At 60.2% G+C, this 17,707-nt stretch carries 15 protein-coding genes; 9 read left to right on the top strand and 6 right to left on the bottom strand.

The genetic code is table 11. From position 1 onward, the window contains the following. The first annotated feature begins 45 nt into the window (after positions 1-45). Positions 46-1,026 (top strand): glutathione S-transferase family protein, encoded by a 981-nt coding sequence (locus RAC79_RS19075; protein ID WP_174040213.1) that lies wholly within the window; start codon positions 46-48, stop codon positions 1,024-1,026. 12 nt (positions 1,027-1,038) lie between these two features. On the opposite strand, the gene RAC79_RS19070 is transcribed toward RAC79_RS19075, so the two are convergent. After that, positions 1,039-1,941: a LysR family transcriptional regulator gene (locus RAC79_RS19070; protein WP_174040215.1), complete on the bottom strand. Its 903-nt coding sequence runs from the start codon at positions 1,939-1,941 to the stop codon at positions 1,039-1,041. Between the two features lie 202 nt (positions 1,942-2,143). On the opposite strand from RAC79_RS19070, the gene RAC79_RS19065 reads away from it, so the two are divergent. The 4 genes from RAC79_RS19065 to RAC79_RS19050 all read left to right on the top strand — a co-directional run bounded on the left by RAC79_RS19065 (position 2,144) and on the right by RAC79_RS19050 (position 6,500). After that, complete coding sequence (locus RAC79_RS19065) at positions 2,144-3,673, top strand: aldehyde dehydrogenase family protein (RefSeq protein ID WP_174040217.1); 1,530 nt, start codon at positions 2,144-2,146, stop codon at positions 3,671-3,673. A 242-nt stretch (positions 3,674-3,915) separates the two neighbouring features. Further along, the gene (locus RAC79_RS19060) at positions 3,916-4,869 is read left to right on the top strand and encodes an aliphatic sulfonate ABC transporter substrate-binding protein (protein WP_174040218.1); all 954 of its coding nucleotides are present in this window, start codon (positions 3,916-3,918) and stop codon (positions 4,867-4,869) included. Between the two features lie 21 nt (positions 4,870-4,890). Next, the gene (locus RAC79_RS19055) at positions 4,891-5,670 is read left to right on the top strand and encodes an ABC transporter permease subunit (protein WP_174040220.1); all 780 of its coding nucleotides are present in this window, start codon (positions 4,891-4,893) and stop codon (positions 5,668-5,670) included. Between the two features lie 8 nt (positions 5,671-5,678). Continuing rightward, a complete protein-coding gene (locus RAC79_RS19050) occupies positions 5,679-6,500 on the top strand; it encodes an ABC transporter ATP-binding protein (protein WP_174040222.1) in 822 nt (273 codons plus the stop codon). A 40-nt stretch (positions 6,501-6,540) separates the two neighbouring features. Here the strand turns inward: RAC79_RS19050 and putA are convergent, their stop codons facing one another. Further along, positions 6,541-10,215 (bottom strand): trifunctional transcriptional regulator/proline dehydrogenase/L-glutamate gamma-semialdehyde dehydrogenase, encoded by a 3,675-nt coding sequence (gene putA, locus RAC79_RS19045; protein WP_174040224.1) that lies wholly within the window; start codon positions 10,213-10,215, stop codon positions 6,541-6,543. Positions 10,216-10,392: 177 nt separating this feature from the next. Here putA and RAC79_RS19040 point away from each other — a divergent pair, with 177 nt between their 5' ends. Continuing rightward, positions 10,393-10,863 (top strand): Lrp/AsnC family transcriptional regulator, encoded by a 471-nt coding sequence (locus RAC79_RS19040; RefSeq protein ID WP_174040226.1) that lies wholly within the window; start codon positions 10,393-10,395, stop codon positions 10,861-10,863. A gap of 59 nt (positions 10,864-10,922) precedes the next feature. Here RAC79_RS19040 and RAC79_RS19035 read toward each other — a convergent pair whose 3' ends face one another. Together RAC79_RS19035 and RAC79_RS19030 are read right to left on the bottom strand one after the other, a co-directional pair. Beyond that, positions 10,923-11,489: a sigma-70 family RNA polymerase sigma factor gene (locus RAC79_RS19035; RefSeq protein ID WP_065657313.1), complete on the bottom strand. Its 567-nt coding sequence runs from the start codon at positions 11,487-11,489 to the stop codon at positions 10,923-10,925. After that, positions 11,489-11,695 carry a NepR family anti-sigma factor gene (locus RAC79_RS19030; protein ID WP_003522527.1) on the bottom strand — a complete coding sequence of 69 codons (207 nt, stop codon included), beginning with the start codon at positions 11,693-11,695 and terminating at the stop codon, positions 11,489-11,491. Before RAC79_RS19030 ends, RAC79_RS19035 begins: the two co-directional genes overlap by 1 nt. Positions 11,696-11,833: 138 nt before the next feature. Between RAC79_RS19030 and RAC79_RS19025 the strand changes: the two genes are divergently transcribed. Together RAC79_RS19025 and RAC79_RS19020 are read left to right on the top strand one after the other, a co-directional pair. Further along, positions 11,834-12,628, top strand: coding sequence for a response regulator (locus RAC79_RS19025; protein ID WP_003522529.1), 795 nt, complete (start codon positions 11,834-11,836; stop codon positions 12,626-12,628). 101 nt (positions 12,629-12,729) lie between these two features. Then, complete coding sequence (locus RAC79_RS19020) at positions 12,730-13,713, top strand: sensor histidine kinase (protein ID WP_142845681.1); 984 nt, start codon at positions 12,730-12,732, stop codon at positions 13,711-13,713. Positions 13,714-14,006: 293 nt separating this feature from the next. Here RAC79_RS19020 and RAC79_RS19015 read toward each other — a convergent pair whose 3' ends face one another. Beyond that, positions 14,007-15,731, bottom strand: coding sequence for a sensor histidine kinase (locus tag RAC79_RS19015; protein ID WP_161987948.1), 1,725 nt, complete (start codon positions 15,729-15,731; stop codon positions 14,007-14,009). Between the two features lie 236 nt (positions 15,732-15,967). Here RAC79_RS19015 and RAC79_RS19010 point away from each other — a divergent pair, with 236 nt between their 5' ends. Then, positions 15,968-16,543, top strand: a complete 576-nt coding sequence (locus RAC79_RS19010) for a PRC-barrel domain-containing protein (protein WP_059756996.1) — start codon at positions 15,968-15,970, stop codon at positions 16,541-16,543. A 104-nt stretch (positions 16,544-16,647) separates the two neighbouring features. On the opposite strand, the gene galE is transcribed toward RAC79_RS19010, so the two are convergent. Further along, entirely contained in the window at positions 16,648-17,631 is a 984-nt protein-coding gene (galE, locus tag RAC79_RS19005) for a UDP-glucose 4-epimerase GalE (RefSeq protein WP_142845679.1), read from the bottom strand. Positions 17,632-17,707: the final 76 nt, after the last annotated feature.

The following is a 17,707-nucleotide window of genomic DNA, read 5'->3' as shown; positions in this document are numbered from 1 at the left end:
CCCGGCCCATAAGGCTTTCATCTTTAGATGAGCGGAGAGCCGCAAATGCTCGTGGATAGAAAATGGACCGCCGAATGGCATCCGGTGCAGGCAACCGACAAGAAGGGCGGCTTCGTTCGCCAGACTTCCGGTTTCCGCAACTGGGTAACGCCTGACGGTTCGGCGGGGCCGACGGGTGAGGGCGGTTTTGCGGCCGAAAGCGGCCGTTATCATCTTTACGTCGCGCTGATCTGCCCATGGGCATCGCGCACGCTGATCGGCCGAAAGCTCAAGAAGCTGGAAGAGGTGATTTCCGTTTCCGTGGTTGAGCCGGCGCTTTCCGACGAGGGCTGGAAATTCGGCGACTATCCGGGTTCGGATCACGATAGGCTCAACGGCTTTACCTATATGCACGAGGTCTATACCAGCGCGGATCCGCATTATACCGGCCGCGCCACCGTGCCCGTGCTTTGGGATAAAAAGACGAAAACCATCGTCAACAACGAATCCGCCGATATTCTGCGCATGCTGAATTCCGGTTTCGGCGATCTGGCCGATAATGGCGTGGACCTTTATCCGGAAGCGCTGCGCGATGAGATTGATGCTCTCAATGACCACATCTATCCGCGCCTCAACAACGGCGTTTACAGAACCGGTTTCGCCACCACGCAGGTCGCCTATGAAGAGGCCTTTGCCGATGTGTTCGCGACGCTTCAGGAGCTCGAAAGCCGCCTGGTCTCAGGCGGACCTTTCCTTTTCGGCGATCACCTGACCGAAACGGATGTCCGGCTCTTCGTGACGCTGGTTCGTTTCGATGCCGCCTATTATGGCCTGTTCAAATGCAATCTTCGCCGCATCGCCGATTATCCTGCGCTGCAGGCCTATATGATGCGAGTGCTGACCATTCCGGGCGTGCGCGACACGGTCAATATCGACCATATCAAGCGCGGTTACTATTCCATCAAGGCGCTCAACCCGACCCGCATCGTGCCCGTCGGCCCCGATCTTCCGGGGCTGTATGACGTTTCTCTCCATCCTTCGAACTGAGCGGATGACGGATTACACCGGTTTGCCGACCTGATCGAGCAGCCAGGCCTGAAAGGCGCGGGCCAGCGCATTGTCCTGCCGTCCTTCCGGCAGGGCGACGTAATAGCTCTTGTCGGTCTGCAAGGGGATGTCGAAGACGATTTCGAGGCGGCCGGAGGCAAGTTCCGCCTCGATGAGATATTTCGGCAGAAGGGCAAAACCGATGCCGCTTGCGGCGGCCTCGATGATCATCGAGAACTGGTCGAAACGGCTGCCCTGATAGGCATTCTCGGCTGTCACCCCGTTCATCTCCAGCCATTCCGTCCATAGTTTCGGCCGCGTCGTCACATGCAGCAGCGGCTGCCCGGTCAGATCCTGCGGCTGGTTCACGCCGGCGCGGCGTAGCAGGGCGGGGCTTGCGACCGGCACGATCACTTCGTTGCACAAAAATGTGCAGGTGCCATGCGCCCAGACCGGCTGGCCGTAGTGAATGGCGAGATCGAAACCTTCTTCATCAAAATCGAAGGGATGCGAGCGCGAGCCGATGGTGATCGTTATTTCCGGATTGTCGTCGATGAAGCGGTGGAGGCGCGGCATCAGCCAGCGGCTGCCGAATGTCGGCAGCGTCGCGACGGAAAGCGATGCGTGTGAAGTTCCGGCCGAGACCGCGCGCACCATCAACTGTTCGGATTGCTGCAACAGGCGCCGCACATCGGGCAGGAATTTACGCCCCGCCTCCGAAAGCACCACCCGCCTGCGGATGCGCTCGAAAAGCTGCATTCCCGTCTGCGCTTCCAGTTCGCCGATCTGCCGGCTCACCGCGCTCTGCGTGAGGTTGAGTTCTTCCGCCGCACGCGTAAAATTGCCATGCCGTGCCGCGCATTCGAACGCCTGCAGGGTAACGATGTCAGGGACCAGTCTTCTGCGCGGATCCATTCCATTCTCGCATCAACTTACCCGCTTTCCTCATTGGAAAAGGGCCATTATGCCCATATATGATTACGGGAAAGAATGGAACGGTGTAAAACGCCAGTTTCACAGAACGAATGGCAAATTCGGGGAAAGAAGAGTGACGGGAGTTGAAAGCGCCGTATCGAAACGGCCTTTCCTCCCCTTTTAAGCCAAAAGGACGATGGACATGGATGCGACCACGAAGCTCGACGTGAAACAGGAAGCCGCGGCCCTGCTCGACAGGATGGGCGTTGCCCGCGATCTTTATACCGGCGGCGATATGGCCTCCTTCAGCCCGGTGACGGGTGAACAGGTCGCAAGCCTCAAGACCGTTTCGGTCGAGGGTGTCGCAGCCGTGATCGACCGGGCCGATGCCGCCTTCAAGACATGGCGCAATGTGCCGGCGCCCCGTCGCGGTGAACTGATCCGGCTGCTTGGCGAAGAACTGCGCGCCTTCAAGGCGGATCTCGGCCGTCTCGTCTCGCTGGAGGCGGGCAAGGTTCCCTCCGAGGGCCTCGGCGAAGTGCAGGAAATGATCGATATCTGCGATTTCGCGGTCGGCCTTTCCCGCCAGCTTTATGGTCTTACCATCGCCACCGAACGTCCCGGCCATCGCATGATGGAAACCTGGCATCCGCTCGGCGTCGTCGGCGTCATCTCCGCCTTCAACTTCCCGGTTGCGGTTTGGTCGTGGAACGCGGCGCTTGCCATTGTCTGCGGCAATTCGGTGGTCTGGAAGCCTTCGGAAAAGACCCCGCTCACGGCGCTTGCCGTTCAGGGCATCTTCGAGCGCGCGGCCGCCCGTTTCGGCGATGCGCCGGAAGGTCTTTCGCAGCTTCTGATCGGCGACCGCGCGGTGGGTGAAGCTCTGGTGGACAATCCCAAGGTGCCGCTCGTCTCCGCCACTGGCTCCACCCGCATGGGCCGCGATGTCGGCCCGCGTCTGGCGAAACGCTTTGCCCGCGCCATTCTGGAACTCGGCGGCAACAATGCCGGCATCGTCTGCCCTTCCGCCGATCTCGACATGGCGCTGCGCGCCATCGCCTTCGGCGCCATGGGCACGGCCGGCCAGCGCTGCACCACGCTTCGCCGTCTCTTCGTGCATGACAGCGTCTATGACCAGCTCGTGCCGCGTCTGAAAAAGGCCTATGCCTCCGTTTCCGTCGGCAACCCGCTGGAAACCTCCGCACTCGTCGGCCCGCTGGTCGACAAGGCGGCTTTCGACGGCATGCAGAAGGCCCTCGAAGCGGCGAAAGCCCATGATGGCGTGGTGAATGGCGGCGGGCGTGTGGATACGGGTGCGCCGGATGCCTATTACGTCAAGCCTGCTCTGGTCGAAATGCCGAAGCAGGCTGGACCGGTGCTGGAAGAAACCTTCGCGCCGATCCTCTATGTCATGAAATATAACGATCTCGATCAGGCGATAGAAGACCATAACGCTGTCGCTGCTGGTCTTTCCTCATCGATCTTTACCCGCGACATGCAGGAATCGGAGCGGTTCCTGTCGTCGGAAGGCTCCGACTGTGGCATTGCCAACGTCAATATCGGCACCTCGGGTGCGGAAATCGGCGGCGCCTTCGGCGGTGAGAAGGAAACCGGCGGCGGCCGTGAATCCGGTTCGGATGCGTGGAAGGCCTATATGCGCCGCGCCACCAACACCATCAACTACTCCAAGGCGCTGCCGCTGGCGCAGGGCGTTTCCTTCGATATCGAATAATCGCTTCCTCCATAGAGAAATTGATCCATCATGCCGGCGCGGTTCCATCCGCGCCGGCATTTCTATTCGATGGGTCGGATGAGGGTGTCCGCGACGATTTGCGGAAAAGAGGCATTTGCGCGGAATTTTATTCCCGCAATATTGCTCATATTGAATTATCGTCTCTCTATCGTTTTAATAGAAAACCCTAGCATTGCTCCATATCGTGAACCGGCCAGAGGGGCTGGTGACAAGGAGATAAAATGCCAGCCATCACCCGCCGCGCGCTTTCCGCCAGCCTTTTTGTTGCCGCCGTGTTATCGGTTCTGCCGCTGCAGGCGCAGGCGGCGGAAGAGCTGAAGATCGGTTACCAGAAAACCGGCCTGCCGGTGATCGCCCGCCAGCAGGGTGTCATCGAAAAGGCGCTTGAGGCCAAGGGCGTGAAGGTTTCCTGGGTTGAGTTCACCGCTGGCCCGCCGCTGGTGGAGGCGCTGAATGTCGGCTCCATCAATGTCGGCTGGACGGGGGATGCGCCGCCGATCTTCGGTCAGGCGGCGGGTTCCGCCATCGTTTATGTCGCGGCCCTTCCTTCGAACGGCAAGGGTGAGGCGATCTTCACCAAGCCTGAAAGCGGCATCAAATCGGTTACCGATCTCAAGGGCAAGAAGGTCGGTGTCGGCAAGGGCACCAGCGCGCATAATCTGCTGGTGGCGGCGCTGGAGAAGAACGGCCTGAAATTCAGCGACATCGAGGTGGTGTATCTCAGCCCCGCCGATGCTTCCGCCGCCTTCGCCAGCGACAAGATCGACGCCTGGGCCGTCTGGGATCCCTTCTATGCGATTGCCGAAACCCGCTACAAGCCGGTCACTCTGGCCCGCACCAGCGATGTGCTTGCTGTCAGCACCTATTTCCTCGCCAATCGCGATTACGCCAAATCCAATGCAGACACCATCAACATCACCATCGATGCTCTGGGCGAGGCGGCGAAATGGTCCGCCGCCAACCGCGACAAGGTCGCCGCAGCTTTGCATGAGGTGACGGGCGTGCCGCTGGAGGCGCAGACGCTTGCCGCGAACCGCTCGGAATTCGGCATTACCAGGATCGACGACAAGATCGTCGCCAGCCAGCAGGAAACCGCCGACCGCTTTTATCGTCTCGGCCTCATCCCGAAACAGATCAGCATCAAGGATGCCGTCTGGTCTGGCGCGACGAACTGAGCAAGAGCCGGAGGGTATGCCATGAGCACCGCAAAGCGTATCGAGATTGGCGGCATCACAGGCTGGCTGCTCCCCGCCCTCATTCTTGCAGGCTGGGAGGCGGCGGCGCGTGCCGGTCTGATTTCCGCCAATGTGTTGCCGGCACCCTCCGCTGTCGCGGAAGCCTTCTGGCGGTTGCTGCTCTCGGGTGAGCTTATTGCCAATATCGGCGTCAGTTCCGCCCGCGCACTCGCCGGTTTCGCTATTGGCGGCTCCATCGGTTTCATCTTCGGCCTGGCCAATGGCCTCTCCAAATTCTCCCGCAGCTTCACCGATACGACGCTGCAGATGATCCGCAACATTCCGCATCTGGCGCTCATTCCTCTCGTCATCCTGTGGTTCGGCATCGATGAGGAGGCGAAGCTGTTCCTCGTCGCGCTCGGGGTGTTTTTCCCGATCTACATCAACACGCTGCTCGGCATTCAGGGTGTCGATCCGCAACTGGTGGAAATGGGCCGCACCTATGGCATGTCGCCCTTCACGCTGTTCCGGCGGGTCATTCTGCCCGGCGCGCTGCCGGCCATTTTCACCGGCCTGCGTTATGCGCTCGGCATCATGTGGCTGACGCTCATCGTCGCCGAAACCATCTCTTCCTCGTCCGGCCTCGGCTATATGGCCATGCAGGCGCGCGAGTTCCTGCTGATCGACGTCGTGGTTCTGTCGATCCTCATCTATGCGCTTCTCGGCAAGCTGGCCGACAGTTTCGCCCGCTTCCTCGAAAGCGTCTTCCTGCAATGGCATCCAGCCTTCAAGAAAGTCTGAGGTAACCCATGTCGACCGGCAATGTGACGACGCTGAGACGCCCGGATGCCCCGCCATCCCTCCCGTCGCAGGCGAAAATCGAACAACGCGAAAAGACGAGCGACGGCAAGGTCGCCTTCAGCTTCCGCAATGTGGCGAAGAGTTTTGGCGACAAGCCGGTTCTGCGCGGCATCGATCTCGATGTGCGGGAAGGCGAGTTTCTGGCCATCATCGGCAAGAGCGGCTGCGGCAAGAGCACGCTCCTGCGCATTCTGGCCGGCCTCGACACGCCGACCACCGGAACCGTCTCGAAGGACGCATCGAGCCGCACCCGCATGATGTTTCAGGAGCCGCGTCTTCTGCCGTGGGAACGTATCGCGAGCAACGTCTCCGTGGGGCTGACCGGCATCGCCAAGGGCGAGGCGGCGCAGGAACAGGCGCTTACAATTCTCGAAGAGGTCGGTCTGAAAGACCGGGCTGGCGAATGGCCGTATGTGCTTTCCGGCGGCCAGAAGCAGCGCGTGGCGCTGGCGCGTGCGCTGGTGGCCCATCCGCAAATCCTGGCGCTGGATGAGCCGCTCGGCGCGCTCGATGCGCTCACCCGCATTGAAATGCAGCTTCTGCTGGAGCGCATCTGGCGCAAGCAGAAATTCACCGCCGTACTCGTCACGCACGATGTTTCCGAGGCCGTGGCGCTTGCGGATCGCATCGTCGTCATCGATGAAGGGCGCATTGCGTTCGATCTCGATGTGAAACTGCCGCGTCCGCGCCGTCATGGCACGGCGGAATTCGCAAGGCTGGAAGAGCAGGTTCTGAACCAGCTCTTCGGCCGCGGTGACACCAACGGATAAGGCATGAACCGGCAGGGCCGAGACCCCGCCGGAACCTGTTTTAACCAATGCTCATCAGGCTGGCATTGCCGCCGGCGGCTGTGGTGTTGACGCTGACGGAAACCTCTTCGACCAACCAATCGAGATTATAAGGCTGGCTTTCCCCGGAAAGCGCTTCCGTTGACGCTGCCTGAACGAGAACCAGCGGGCCGGGCAGGGCGGCGATCTTTTTATTGACCGCCACGATACGCTCCGCATCGCCCTCGACCAGCGCGCCGGCGAAGGTGCCGGACTTCGCCCAGTCATCGGCCCAGACGATGCGCGAGGTCACGGTTGCCGGCAGTCCGTAAATGGATTTCTCCAGTCCCGAAGCGTTGTCGATGACAACCGCGTTTCCGGTCGCAAGCGCTGCCGCAAGCTGGCGGTAAAGCCCCTGTTCGGTTGCCGGAACCAGCAGAACCTTTCCACGCGGATGCAGCGCATAAACATTGCGCTCGCCGACAGGACCCGCCAGCTCGGTTTCGAAACCGAGGCCGGAAAGAACTGCCGTCTGTCGCGCGGCTTCGGCCGCAACGGTTTCGCCGTTTTCATCCAGCCAGCGGGCAAGATCGACTGCTGCCTGATCCTGCTGGCTCGCAACCCGGTCTATCTTTGGGGCAACCTGTGTCATGCGGCCGAGATAAAGCGGACCGCCTGCCTTGGGACCGGTGCCGGAAAGGCCGCGTCCGCCAAAGGGCTGTACGCCGACCACCGCGCCGATGATGTTGCGGTTCACATAAAGATTGCCAGCTGCGACGCGCGACAGCACATGCTGGATCGTATCGTCAAGGCGGGTATGCAGGCCGAAGGTCAGGCCATAGCCGGTAGCGTTGATCTCATCGATCAGCCGGTCGAGATTGTCGCGCTTGAAGCGGATGACGTGCAGCACCGGGCCGAAGACTTCGCGTTTCAGATCGGCGAGCGATTTCATCTCGATGATCGTCGGCGGCACGAAGGTGCCCTTGCCGGTTTCGCCGGCAAGCGTGATCTGCTCGATGCGATGGCCGAGCCCGCGCATTCCCTCGATGTGCTTTTCGATGATGCCCTTCGCCTCGGCGGTAATGACGGGACCGACATCGACGGAAAGCTTGTCGGTGCGGCCGATCCGCAATTCGTGCAGCGCGCCCTTCAGCATGGTCAGCGTGCGATCCGCCACATCTTCCTGCAGGCAGAGGATGCGCAGCGCCGAGCAGCGCTGGCCGGCGCTGTCGAAAGCGGATGCGATGACATCGGCGACCACCTGCTCGGCAAGCGCGGAGGAGTCCACGATCATGGCGTTCTGACCGCCGGTTTCGGCAATCAGCGGAACCGGCTGGCCATTGGCCAGAACCCGGCCGGCAAGCTGACCCTGAATGAGCCGCGCCACTTCCGTCGAGCCTGTGAACATTACACCGGCTGTAAGGGGTGAACCAACAAGTGCGGCACCCGTCTTGCCGTCGCCCGGCAGAAGCTGCACGGCATCCTGCGGAACGCCGGCCTCATGCAGCAGGCGCACGCCTTGGGCCGCAATCAACGGCGTTTCTTCGGCGGGCTTTGCCAGAACCGGATTGCCGGCAACCAGCGCCGCCGTGACCTGACCGATGAAGATGGCGAGCGGGAAGTTCCATGGGCTGATGCAGACGACCGGGCCGAGCGACGTTTCGCCAGTCTTGAAGTTCCTGCGGGCTTCCGCCGCGTAATAACGCAGGAAGTCGATGGCTTCGCGCACCTCGGCAATGGCGTTCGGCATGGATTTTCCCGCTTCGCGCATGATGAGGCCGAGCAGGGCAGGCATTTCGGCCTGCATGGCGTCGGCGGCGCGCTCCAGGCAGGCGGCGCGCTCTTCCACCGGGGTGGATGGCCAGTTAGAGGCCACCGCCCGCTGCATGGCGGCTTCGACATCGGATTCGGTGGGCTCCGTCACATGGCCGACGATATCATTGTGGTCGCCGGGATTGAGAACCGGGCGCGTGTTTCCGCCCGCCTGCGGTGCCGACGCTCTCCATTCGGTCGTAGCACCCGCCTTCAGGGTTTTGTCCAGCGCGGCGAGCGTCGTTTCACTGGAAAGATCGAGGCCGGCGGAATTTTTGCGTTCCGGGCCGAACAGGCCGGCAGGGGCGGCGATGCGGTCGTGACGCGCGCCGGGAACGGCATAGGCCTTGACGACGGCAACCGGGTCTTCCAGCAGGGAATCCACCGGCACGGCTGGGTCGGCAATGCGGTTGACGAAGGAAGAGTTCGCACCGTTTTCCAAAAGGCGGCGGACGAGATAGGCGAGCAGCGTCTCATGGGTGCCGACGGGGGCATAGAAACGGCAGGGCCGGTCGAGTTTCTTCTTGCCGACGACTTCGCTGTAAAGCGGTTCGCCCATGCCATGCAGGCACTGGAACTCATAGTCGCCGAGTTTGAAGCCGGGGCCGGCGAGATGGTAGATCGTCGCCATTGACTGCGCATTGTGGGTCGCAAACTGCGGAAAGACCAGATCGCGCACGGCGAGCAGCTTGCGGGCGCAGGCGATGTAGGAGACATCCGTATGCACCTTGCGGGTGAAAACCGGGAAGTCCTCCAGTCCCTCCACCTGCGCGCGCTTGATTTCCGCATCCCAATAGGCGCCCTTGACGAGACGCACCATGATACGCCGGCCCGAGCGGCGGGCGAGATCGATGATGTAGTCGAGAACGAAGGGGCAGCGGCGACCATAGGCCTGCACGACGAAACCGAGGCCATTCCAGCCGGCGAGGTCCTTGTCGAGCGCCAGTTCCTCCAGAAGGTCAAGCGACAGTTCCAGACGGTCGGCTTCCTCCGCATCGATGTTGAGGCCGATATCGTATTTCTTGCTGAGCAGCATCAGCGATTTGACGCGTGGAAGAAGCTCCGCCATCACCCGCTCCGCCTGCGCGCGGGCGTAACGCGGATGCAGCGCCGAAAGCTTGATGGAAATGCCCGGACCGCCATAGATGCCGCGCCCGGCCGATGCCTTGCCGATGGCGTGGATGGCGTTTTCGTAGTCCTTGTAATAACGCTCCGCATCCTTGGCGGTGGTCGCGGCTTCGCCCAGCATGTCGTAGGAATATTGGAAGCCCTGTTCTTCCAGCGGCTTCGAACGCTTGATCGCTTCGCCGATCGTTTCGCCGGTCACGAACTGTTCGCCCATCATGCGCATGGCCATATCGACGCCACGGCGGATGACGGGTTCGCCAGCGCGGGCGATCAGCTTGGTCAGCGCCGCCGAAAGGCCGCTATCGTTTACCGTCGAGGTCAGCTTGCCGGTGATGACGAGGCCCCAGGTGGCGGCGTTGACGAAGAGCGAGCGCCCGCCGCCAATATGGGACTTCCAGTCGCCGCGCGCGATCTTGTCGCGGATCAGCGCGTCGCGGGTGGCTGTGTCGGGAATGCGCAGCAGCGCTTCGGCAAGGCACATCAGCGCCACGCCCTCATGACTGGAGAGCGAATATTCCTGCACCAGACCTTCGACGCCGGTGCCCCTGGTCTTGGCGCGCAATGCCTCGATCAGTTTGCGGGCCGTGTCGCGAATGGCTTTCGTTTCTTCCGCCGTCACCGTTGCCGCCTCGATCAGCGGCGCCAGGCATTCTTCCTCCGGGCGACGATAGGCGGCGGTGATCGCCTTGCGCAGCAGGCTTTGCTCGCGCACCGGCGGCGCAAAATTCTGGAAGATACCGTTCGCCACTACACCGGCGTTGCTTGCACCATCGGCCATTCTGAAAAATCCTGAAAACGCTGTTGAAGACAGACCTTCGGCGGCAGCGTGTCCTCCGCCCCGCCGCTTGTCATCCTGTGACAGACAATATCATCACCGCAGAAATTGCTATGGCCCTATTTTCAGGATAAAACAGGCAATATGAACTTTTATTTTTGAAATATGGCGTTAAATCACATGGCAAATAGTCAAAAAACAGACGATCTGGATCATTTCGATCTCAAGATTCTGGAGGCGCTGAGCGAAGACGGGCGCATGTCCGTGCTGCAGCTCTCGAAAAGGGTCGGTCTTTCCAAGACGCCCTGCCAGACACGGCTGAAACGGCTGGTGGACGAGGGCTATATTCTCGGCTTCCGCGCCATGCTCAATCCGCAGAAGCTCGGTGTCGATCACATCGCTTTCGCCGAGGTAAAGCTCTCCGATACGCGCGAAAAGGCGCTGGAGGAATTCAACGCGGCGGTGCGCAAGATCAAGGAAGTGGAGGAGTGCCACATGATCGCCGGCGCCTTCGATTATCTTCTGAAGGTGCGCACCAGCGATATCCGCAAGTATCGAAGGGTACTCGGCGAGAAAATCTCAAGCCTGCCATCCGTCGCCAACACCTCGACCTTCGTGGTCATGCAATCGGTCAAGGAAGCCGGCATCTGAAAAGCGGACATGAAAAAACGGGCAGACGTTTGCCTGCCCGTTTCTGATGTTCACTTTCCTCAGCGCGCCGTGGCGGCGGCGGTCACCGCGGTCATCTGCGCGTCCGGGCCGAACTCGTTTTCGTTTTCGATGCCGAGCAATTCCTGCAGGCGCAGCCTTGCGCGGCTGACACGGCTCTTGATGGTGCCGACGGGGCAACCGCAAATTTCGGCGGCTTCCTCGTAGGCAAAACCCGAAGCCCCGATCAGCAGGATCGCTTCACGCTGGTCGTCCGGCAGCTTTGCGAGTGCTGCGCGGAAGTCCTGAAGGTCGACCGAACCATGCTGTTCTGGCGGTACCGACAGGCGCGAGGTATAGACCCCGTCCGTATCCTGCACCTCACGGCCGGATTTGCGGATCTGGCTGTAGAACTCGTTGCGCAGGATCGTTACCAGCCATGCCCGCATATTGGTGCCCGGCTGGTAGCTATCCTGTTTCGCCCATGCCTTCATGATCGTGTCCTGCACGAGGTCGTCGGCACGGTCCCGCGAGCGGATGAGAGAAATAGCGAAGGCGCGCAGGTTCGGCAGCGCCGCCAGCATTTCCCGTTTGAAGTTGTATTCTGTCAGCTCCGGCTCTTTCGCCATCATTCCTCCGAAGCCTTCATTTTGGCTCTGCTTTCGGCTTCATCGAGTTTTTCGAGAAGGTCGAGGAATTTGTCAGGGATGCCTTCATCCTGAACGGCATCATAAAGCTCCCTGAGCTTACGGGAAATCACCGCCCGCCCGGAGTGTGGAACCTGGGGGGCGGCCGAATTGTCCGGCTGATCTTGGTCCGATTGAAATATGCTCATAACGTCCGGTATTCCTTTTGCGTCGTGGCAAAGAATGCGCCGTGAAAAAAATAGTTCCGGCGGAACGGAACTTTTTTTGCAACGCGCACGTTGCTATCGTGGGTTTGCGTTGCAGACCGCATGAAAGGGGAGAATTCCATGTCAGTTTCTACACGCATCGCACCGCACCTGCCATATCTGCGCAGGTTCGCGCGTGCCGTTTGCGGCTCACAATCGACGGGCGATGCCTATGTTGCGGCAACACTCGAAGCTCTGATCGCCGATATCAGCATTTTTCCGCAGACAAGCAGCGATCGCGTTTCGCTCTATCAATTGTTCGTATCGATCTTTAGTTCCGTCACGATCAATATTAAGACCGACGAAAACCTGTCGGGATGGGAAAAACGCGCCTCGGCTAACCTCTCCGCCGTCCCGGCGCTTGCCCGTCAGGCGTTCCTTTTGACCACGGTCGAAGAATTCACACCTTCGGAAACCGCAGAGGTTCTGAAAGTCTCCGAGGATCAGGTCGGCAAGCTGATCGATGAGGCAGCCTCTGAAATCGCCCGCCAGGTCGCAACCGATATCATGATCATCGAGGACGAACCTCTGATCGCCATGGATATCGAGCAGATGGTCACCGATCTCGGCCACCGCGTCACGGGCATCGCCCGCACCCACACGGAAGCGCTCGATCTCTTCCATCGCACCCAGCCGAAGATGATCCTTGCCGATATTCAGCTCGCCGATGGCAGTTCCGGTCTCGATGCAATGAAGGACATCCTGCAGATGACCACGCTGCCGGTAATCTTCATCACCGCCTTCCCCGAGCGTCTTCTGACGGGCGAGCGGCCGGAGCCGACCTTCCTTGTGACGAAGCCGTTCAATCCGGACATGGTGAAAGCGCTTATCAGCCAGGCCCTGTTTTTCAACGAAAGCTCACGCGTCGCGGCGTGAATTTTGCCGAAACCGCAGACTGACCGGGAACCACTCTGGTGCCCGGGCGTTGGCGGTTACGGTCGTGGGGCTGCCCCGCGGCTTTCTGCAAGGAGACGAATTTGCATCGGCTGGCATGGCATAACGCGGAGAGGGACGAAAGCGAACTTCACGATTCGCTTGTCCTCGCCTTGCTCGATTCGGGTGAGACAGTCATGCTGCAGGACTGGAACCGCGACTATATATTCGTGGCCAATCTGCCGGATGTCTGGAAAATTCCGGCAGAATCCCGTCCCACAGATGAAAATCTGTTCGGTAACGATCTCTCCGCCCGACTCGCCGATCTCAAGAAGGATATGAACACGGCGGGCAGCCGCGGCATGCTGGAAGTCAATGCCGGCAATGATCGCGTCTTCCAGTTTCAGGTTCATTCCACTCTTAACCAGACGAACCAGGTGGTGATGAAAACCACCATTCGCGAGGTGACGGCGGAAAGGCGGCGCGAGCAGCTTCTGCGCTCGCTGCTGCGCGAGGTCAGCCACCGTTCCAAGAACCTCCTGGCGATCATCCAGAGCCTTGCCGGCCAGACGGCCCGTTTCAGCCTGACCAAGGATGATTTTCTGCGCAAGTTCCGCGGCAGACTACACGCTCTCGCCCAGAGTCAGGATCTCATTACGGATTCGGACTGGCGGGGCGCGCGCATATTCGAGTTGTTGCGCCAGCAATTCGATCTTTATGTGCCGGAATATCCGAACCTCATCCACATGGAAGGCGAAAACCTGCTGCTCAATCCGAATGGCGCGCTCTATATCGGGCTCGCCTTCCATGAGCTGGTCGTCAACACCGTCAGCCACAGCGGCAATCTCGCCTATCACCCGCCCATATCCCTGCAATGCCGTCAGGAGGGTGATTTTTATATCGTTGAATGGAATGAGCCGATGATGCCGTCGAAAGAGCCGGCGGAGACCCGGCGCGGCAGCTTCGGCAGCGTGGTGCTGGAAAAGGTGGTTCCCTCCGCATTGGGGGGAAGTGCCGAATACGAGTTGACGCCCGAACGGATCGTCTACCGGCTGAAATTTCCCTCCGGCGACGGCGCGGATGCCTGAAATCGCGATATCGCGCGCAACGCCGGGTTCATCTTTCATTTCATGAAAGCCAAAACAAATAGCACGGCTCATGAAAGAGCCGTGCTATTTTTATGACAGGTTTTCAGGGGCGAAACCTGTTTATTTTCAGCCAAGCTTCAGGCGGGGACGGGGGAATTGCTTGGCCTGCAGTAAAAACACGCATGACCGGATTCGGTTCCCAAAAAATGCGTTTTTTTAACATTGCGCAAAATACCGGCCATTTTGCCGGTTTTTTGCCGTCTGCACAGCGGATAGGTCCGCAAGTCGCGGCGTCAATGCGCGCCTGTCTGTTCCGATCGTTTGGGCGTGAAGTAACGCATCGGCGCTTCCAGCGACCACTCAAAGCCGGATTCACGATATTCCGTCAGCACCTGCCCACCGAAGGCGCCTTCCGCATGCCTTTTGATGACCGTGGTGCCAAAGCCTTTGCGGCTCGGTTCTCTGGCGGGCGGTCCGCCCGTTTCGGTCCAGACGAGATGGATCATCTGCCGCCCGTCTTTTTCACGCGACTGCCAGCGCAGGGTAATTTTTCCCGCTGGAGCCGACAATGAGCCGTATTTGATGGAATTCGTCGTCAGCTCATGGACCACCAGACCGAAATTCTGTGCCGCTTCCGGGGAAAGCATGAAATCCTCTCCCACCAGCACGATGCGCTGCGCCACGGTTCCGAAAACATCGAGGTGGGTTTCAATCAGCTTGCGGATCGGCAGACCCTGCCATTGAACCTCCGCCAGGGCCCGGATCGACATTCCAAGGCCGCGCAGGCGGTGATCGACCTCCTTCTGGAATTCCGGAATGCTTTTATTTTCGCGTCCCAATTGGCGTATCATCGCCTGAACCAGCGTCAGAATGTTCTTGGAACGGTGAACCAACTCGTGCAGCAGCAATTGCAGGCGCTCTTCCGACTGGCTTCTGTCGAAGGATGCGTTGGAGAGAGCGATGGCGACCTGGTTGGCCTCCTTTATCTTGGTATCGACGGGTGCGACGATCTCGCCCTCGCCGATGCGCTCGGCCATCAGGGTCAGGTCACGGATGGAGCTGCGCAATTGCCGGCCGACCAGATAGGCGCCGCCAATGGCAATCAGCACCAGCATCAGGCTGCCGATCATCATCTGCCGCCAGGTGTCTATCAGCGCCGCCTGGCTTGCGGCGAGCGGACCCCACATCACCGTCTTCCATTGCCAGCCCGGCAATTGAGCATAGGCGTAGAGATTACCCTTGCCGTCGAAAAAATTGCCGCTGAAGGCCTGCATTTCCGAAAGGACATCGGGGGTGACAAAGGGCTTGCCCACTTCCGCCTCTTCGGGCGCGCTTGAGACGACAACGCGGTTATTGCCGTCAATGATGGCGACCGCCCAGTGGCGCGGCAGGTTTTCCGTGGGGATGAGCCTGCTCAGGTCGCTGGTATTCTGCGTCAAGATCAGGGCGTCTCCGGCGGGGTCCAGGTCCGGGCCTAGCGGCATGGTGACGTTGAACACCCATTCCTTGCTGGTCGAGCCGAAAAACATGTCCGAGACGGTGATGCGGCGGGAGTCGATCGCCTTGGCCAGATTGGCTTCCGCCGACACCTTGCCGAGCGGCTGGCCATAGGGCACGCGCGTATTGAGACGCTGCTGACCATCTTTGGTGGCGAGAATGGCATAAAGGCCCTCCCGCTTCAGACTGTCGGCGACGCGCCCCTGAAACGCGGCGAGGTTGCCGCTCTCAAGTTCCGGGAATTGCGACAGGAGATTGAGCGAGGTGGCGATTTCCTGCAGGCGGCGGTCGATGTTGCGGGAGACCACCCGTACATCCTCGATGGTTTCCCGTTGCAGGTCGTCGCGTTTTTCCGCCTCGAGGCGCAGCATCAGATAGCCGCCGAAAAGAATGAGCGGCAGGGTAATGACGGTAGCCATCACCACCAGATAGGTGCCGATGGAGGCGGTCGGGAAAAAATTCGCACTGCGCCGACGCAAAGCCGAGATCATGTCTTTCAGTCTGTCGCCGGGTCGAGGCATACAAAAAACTCCGGCAGTTATGGCATTGTTACGACACGGATAATACCGTGCCGTCCCCCTTTAGCAATGCCTGATTTTTACCTTCGGTTGTTGAGGTCGGTCACAATCGCACAGACTCGGTTGAAAAAATCGGAACTATTTCAACGACCAACCCGTTTGCCAGACGAACCGGCCGAGGAGCGGACACGAAATTCATCACCGCCGGCCAGTTGAGAACGATGAAAGGAAGGTACGAAATGGCAAAGAAACTTACAATCCTCGTCACTGCCGCTCTGATGGGCACGACGGCTTTCGCGCCGCTGGCCATCGCTCAGGGCACGACCCAGCCTGCGCCGGCAAATCCGAGTGCGCAGACGGAGCCTGCAACCCCGCCCGCCACACCGATGACGCCTGCTGCTCCTTCGACCAATGACAGCGCGGCTACAACGACAGGCGGCGCTTATCTCACCGAACAGGGCGAAACGCAGGTCAGCGCCAATGATTATATCGGCAAGGCGGTCTATACCGCGGCCGATGAAAGCATCGGTAACGTCACCAACCTGATCATGGAAGAAGACGGTGGTCTGGTTGCGGCCGTGATCGGCGTCGGCGGCTTCCTGGGTATCGGCGCAAAGGATGTTGCCGTTCCGATGGACAAGGTAACGATGACGCGCAACGCGCAGGACGGCACCATCCGCCTGACCACGACCGAAACGGCGGAAACGCTGAAGGCGGCTCCCGAATTCAAGACGCTGGAACAGAAGGCCAGCGAAAAGAATGCGGCAACGCCGGCGGCTCCTGACAGCACGACGACGTCCGCCACCAAGCCATAATTCCCGTCCCTGGGAGGCAGGAGCGGGACCGGCTTCAATCAGCTGTCCCGCAGGAAGCACCGGCCAACAGGCCGGTGTCTTTTTTATGTTTGTTCGCCGGCTGTTCAGTCCCCGGCATTGCGGGAGGAATGCCATGCCCAGGCGGATTTTATGATGTCCGACAGGGAATAACGCGGCTCCCAGCCGAGAACCTCCTTCGCCTTGTCGTTATTGGCGACCAGCGTCGTGGAATCGCCGTCGCGCCGCCCGGTATATTCGACGGGGAAGGGGCGGCCGGAAACCTCCGAAATCGCCGCCAGCAATTCTTTCACCGTGGTGCCGGTGCCGGTGCCGAGGTTGAGTTCGACGGTCTCTCCGCCGGCCAGCAGATAATCCACGGCCCGCACATGCGCATCGGCGAGATCGAGAATGTGGATATAGTCGCGCACGCAGGTGCCGTCGCGCGTGTCGTAATCCGTGCCGAACACCTTGAAGCCCTGACGCCGGCCGAGTGCGGCCTCGATGGCCAGCGGGATCGCGTGGGTTTCCGGCTTGTGCCATTCGCCGATGCGGCCTTCGAAATCCGCGCCGGCGGCATTGAAGTAGCGCAGCATCACGGAGCGCAGCCCCTTATAGGTGCTGTAGTCCTTCAGCGCCTGCTCCACCACCCATTTGGTGCGGCCATAGGGGTTGATCGGCGCCTGCCGGTGCGTCTCGTCGATCGGCACCTGTTCCGGCAACCCGTAAGTTGCGCAGGTGGACGAAAAAACGAATGCCGTGACGCCGGCATCGATGGCGGCGGAGAGCAGGTTGAGCGAGCCGATGACATTGTTGTCGTAGAAAGCCACGGGCTGCTTGACCGATTCACCGACTTCGATCAGCGCTGCGAAATGCAGAACGGCTACCGGCCGGTGTTTGGCGAAGACCTCATCCAGCCGCGCCCGGTCGCGAATATCGCCCTGTTCGAATGGTCCCCAGCGGACGAATTCCTCATGCCCGTTGGACAGATTGTCGAAAACGACCGGTTCATATCCTCGCTCAGACAGGAGAAGGCAGGTGTGCGAACCGATATAGCCGGCACCGCCGACGACAAGGACTTTCTTCTTCATCAATTGCCTTTCAGAAAATTACGGACGCGCCGAGACTGCCCGAGACTGTATGTCACTTTGTTCAAATAAGGGCGGC

Origin of the sequence: Agrobacterium sp. LR_9 (assembly GCF_041954855.1) — a bacterium.
GTDB classification, from domain to species: domain Bacteria; phylum Pseudomonadota; class Alphaproteobacteria; order Rhizobiales; family Rhizobiaceae; genus Agrobacterium; species Agrobacterium leguminum.
This window is presented reverse-complemented; position numbering and strand designations above follow the sequence as displayed.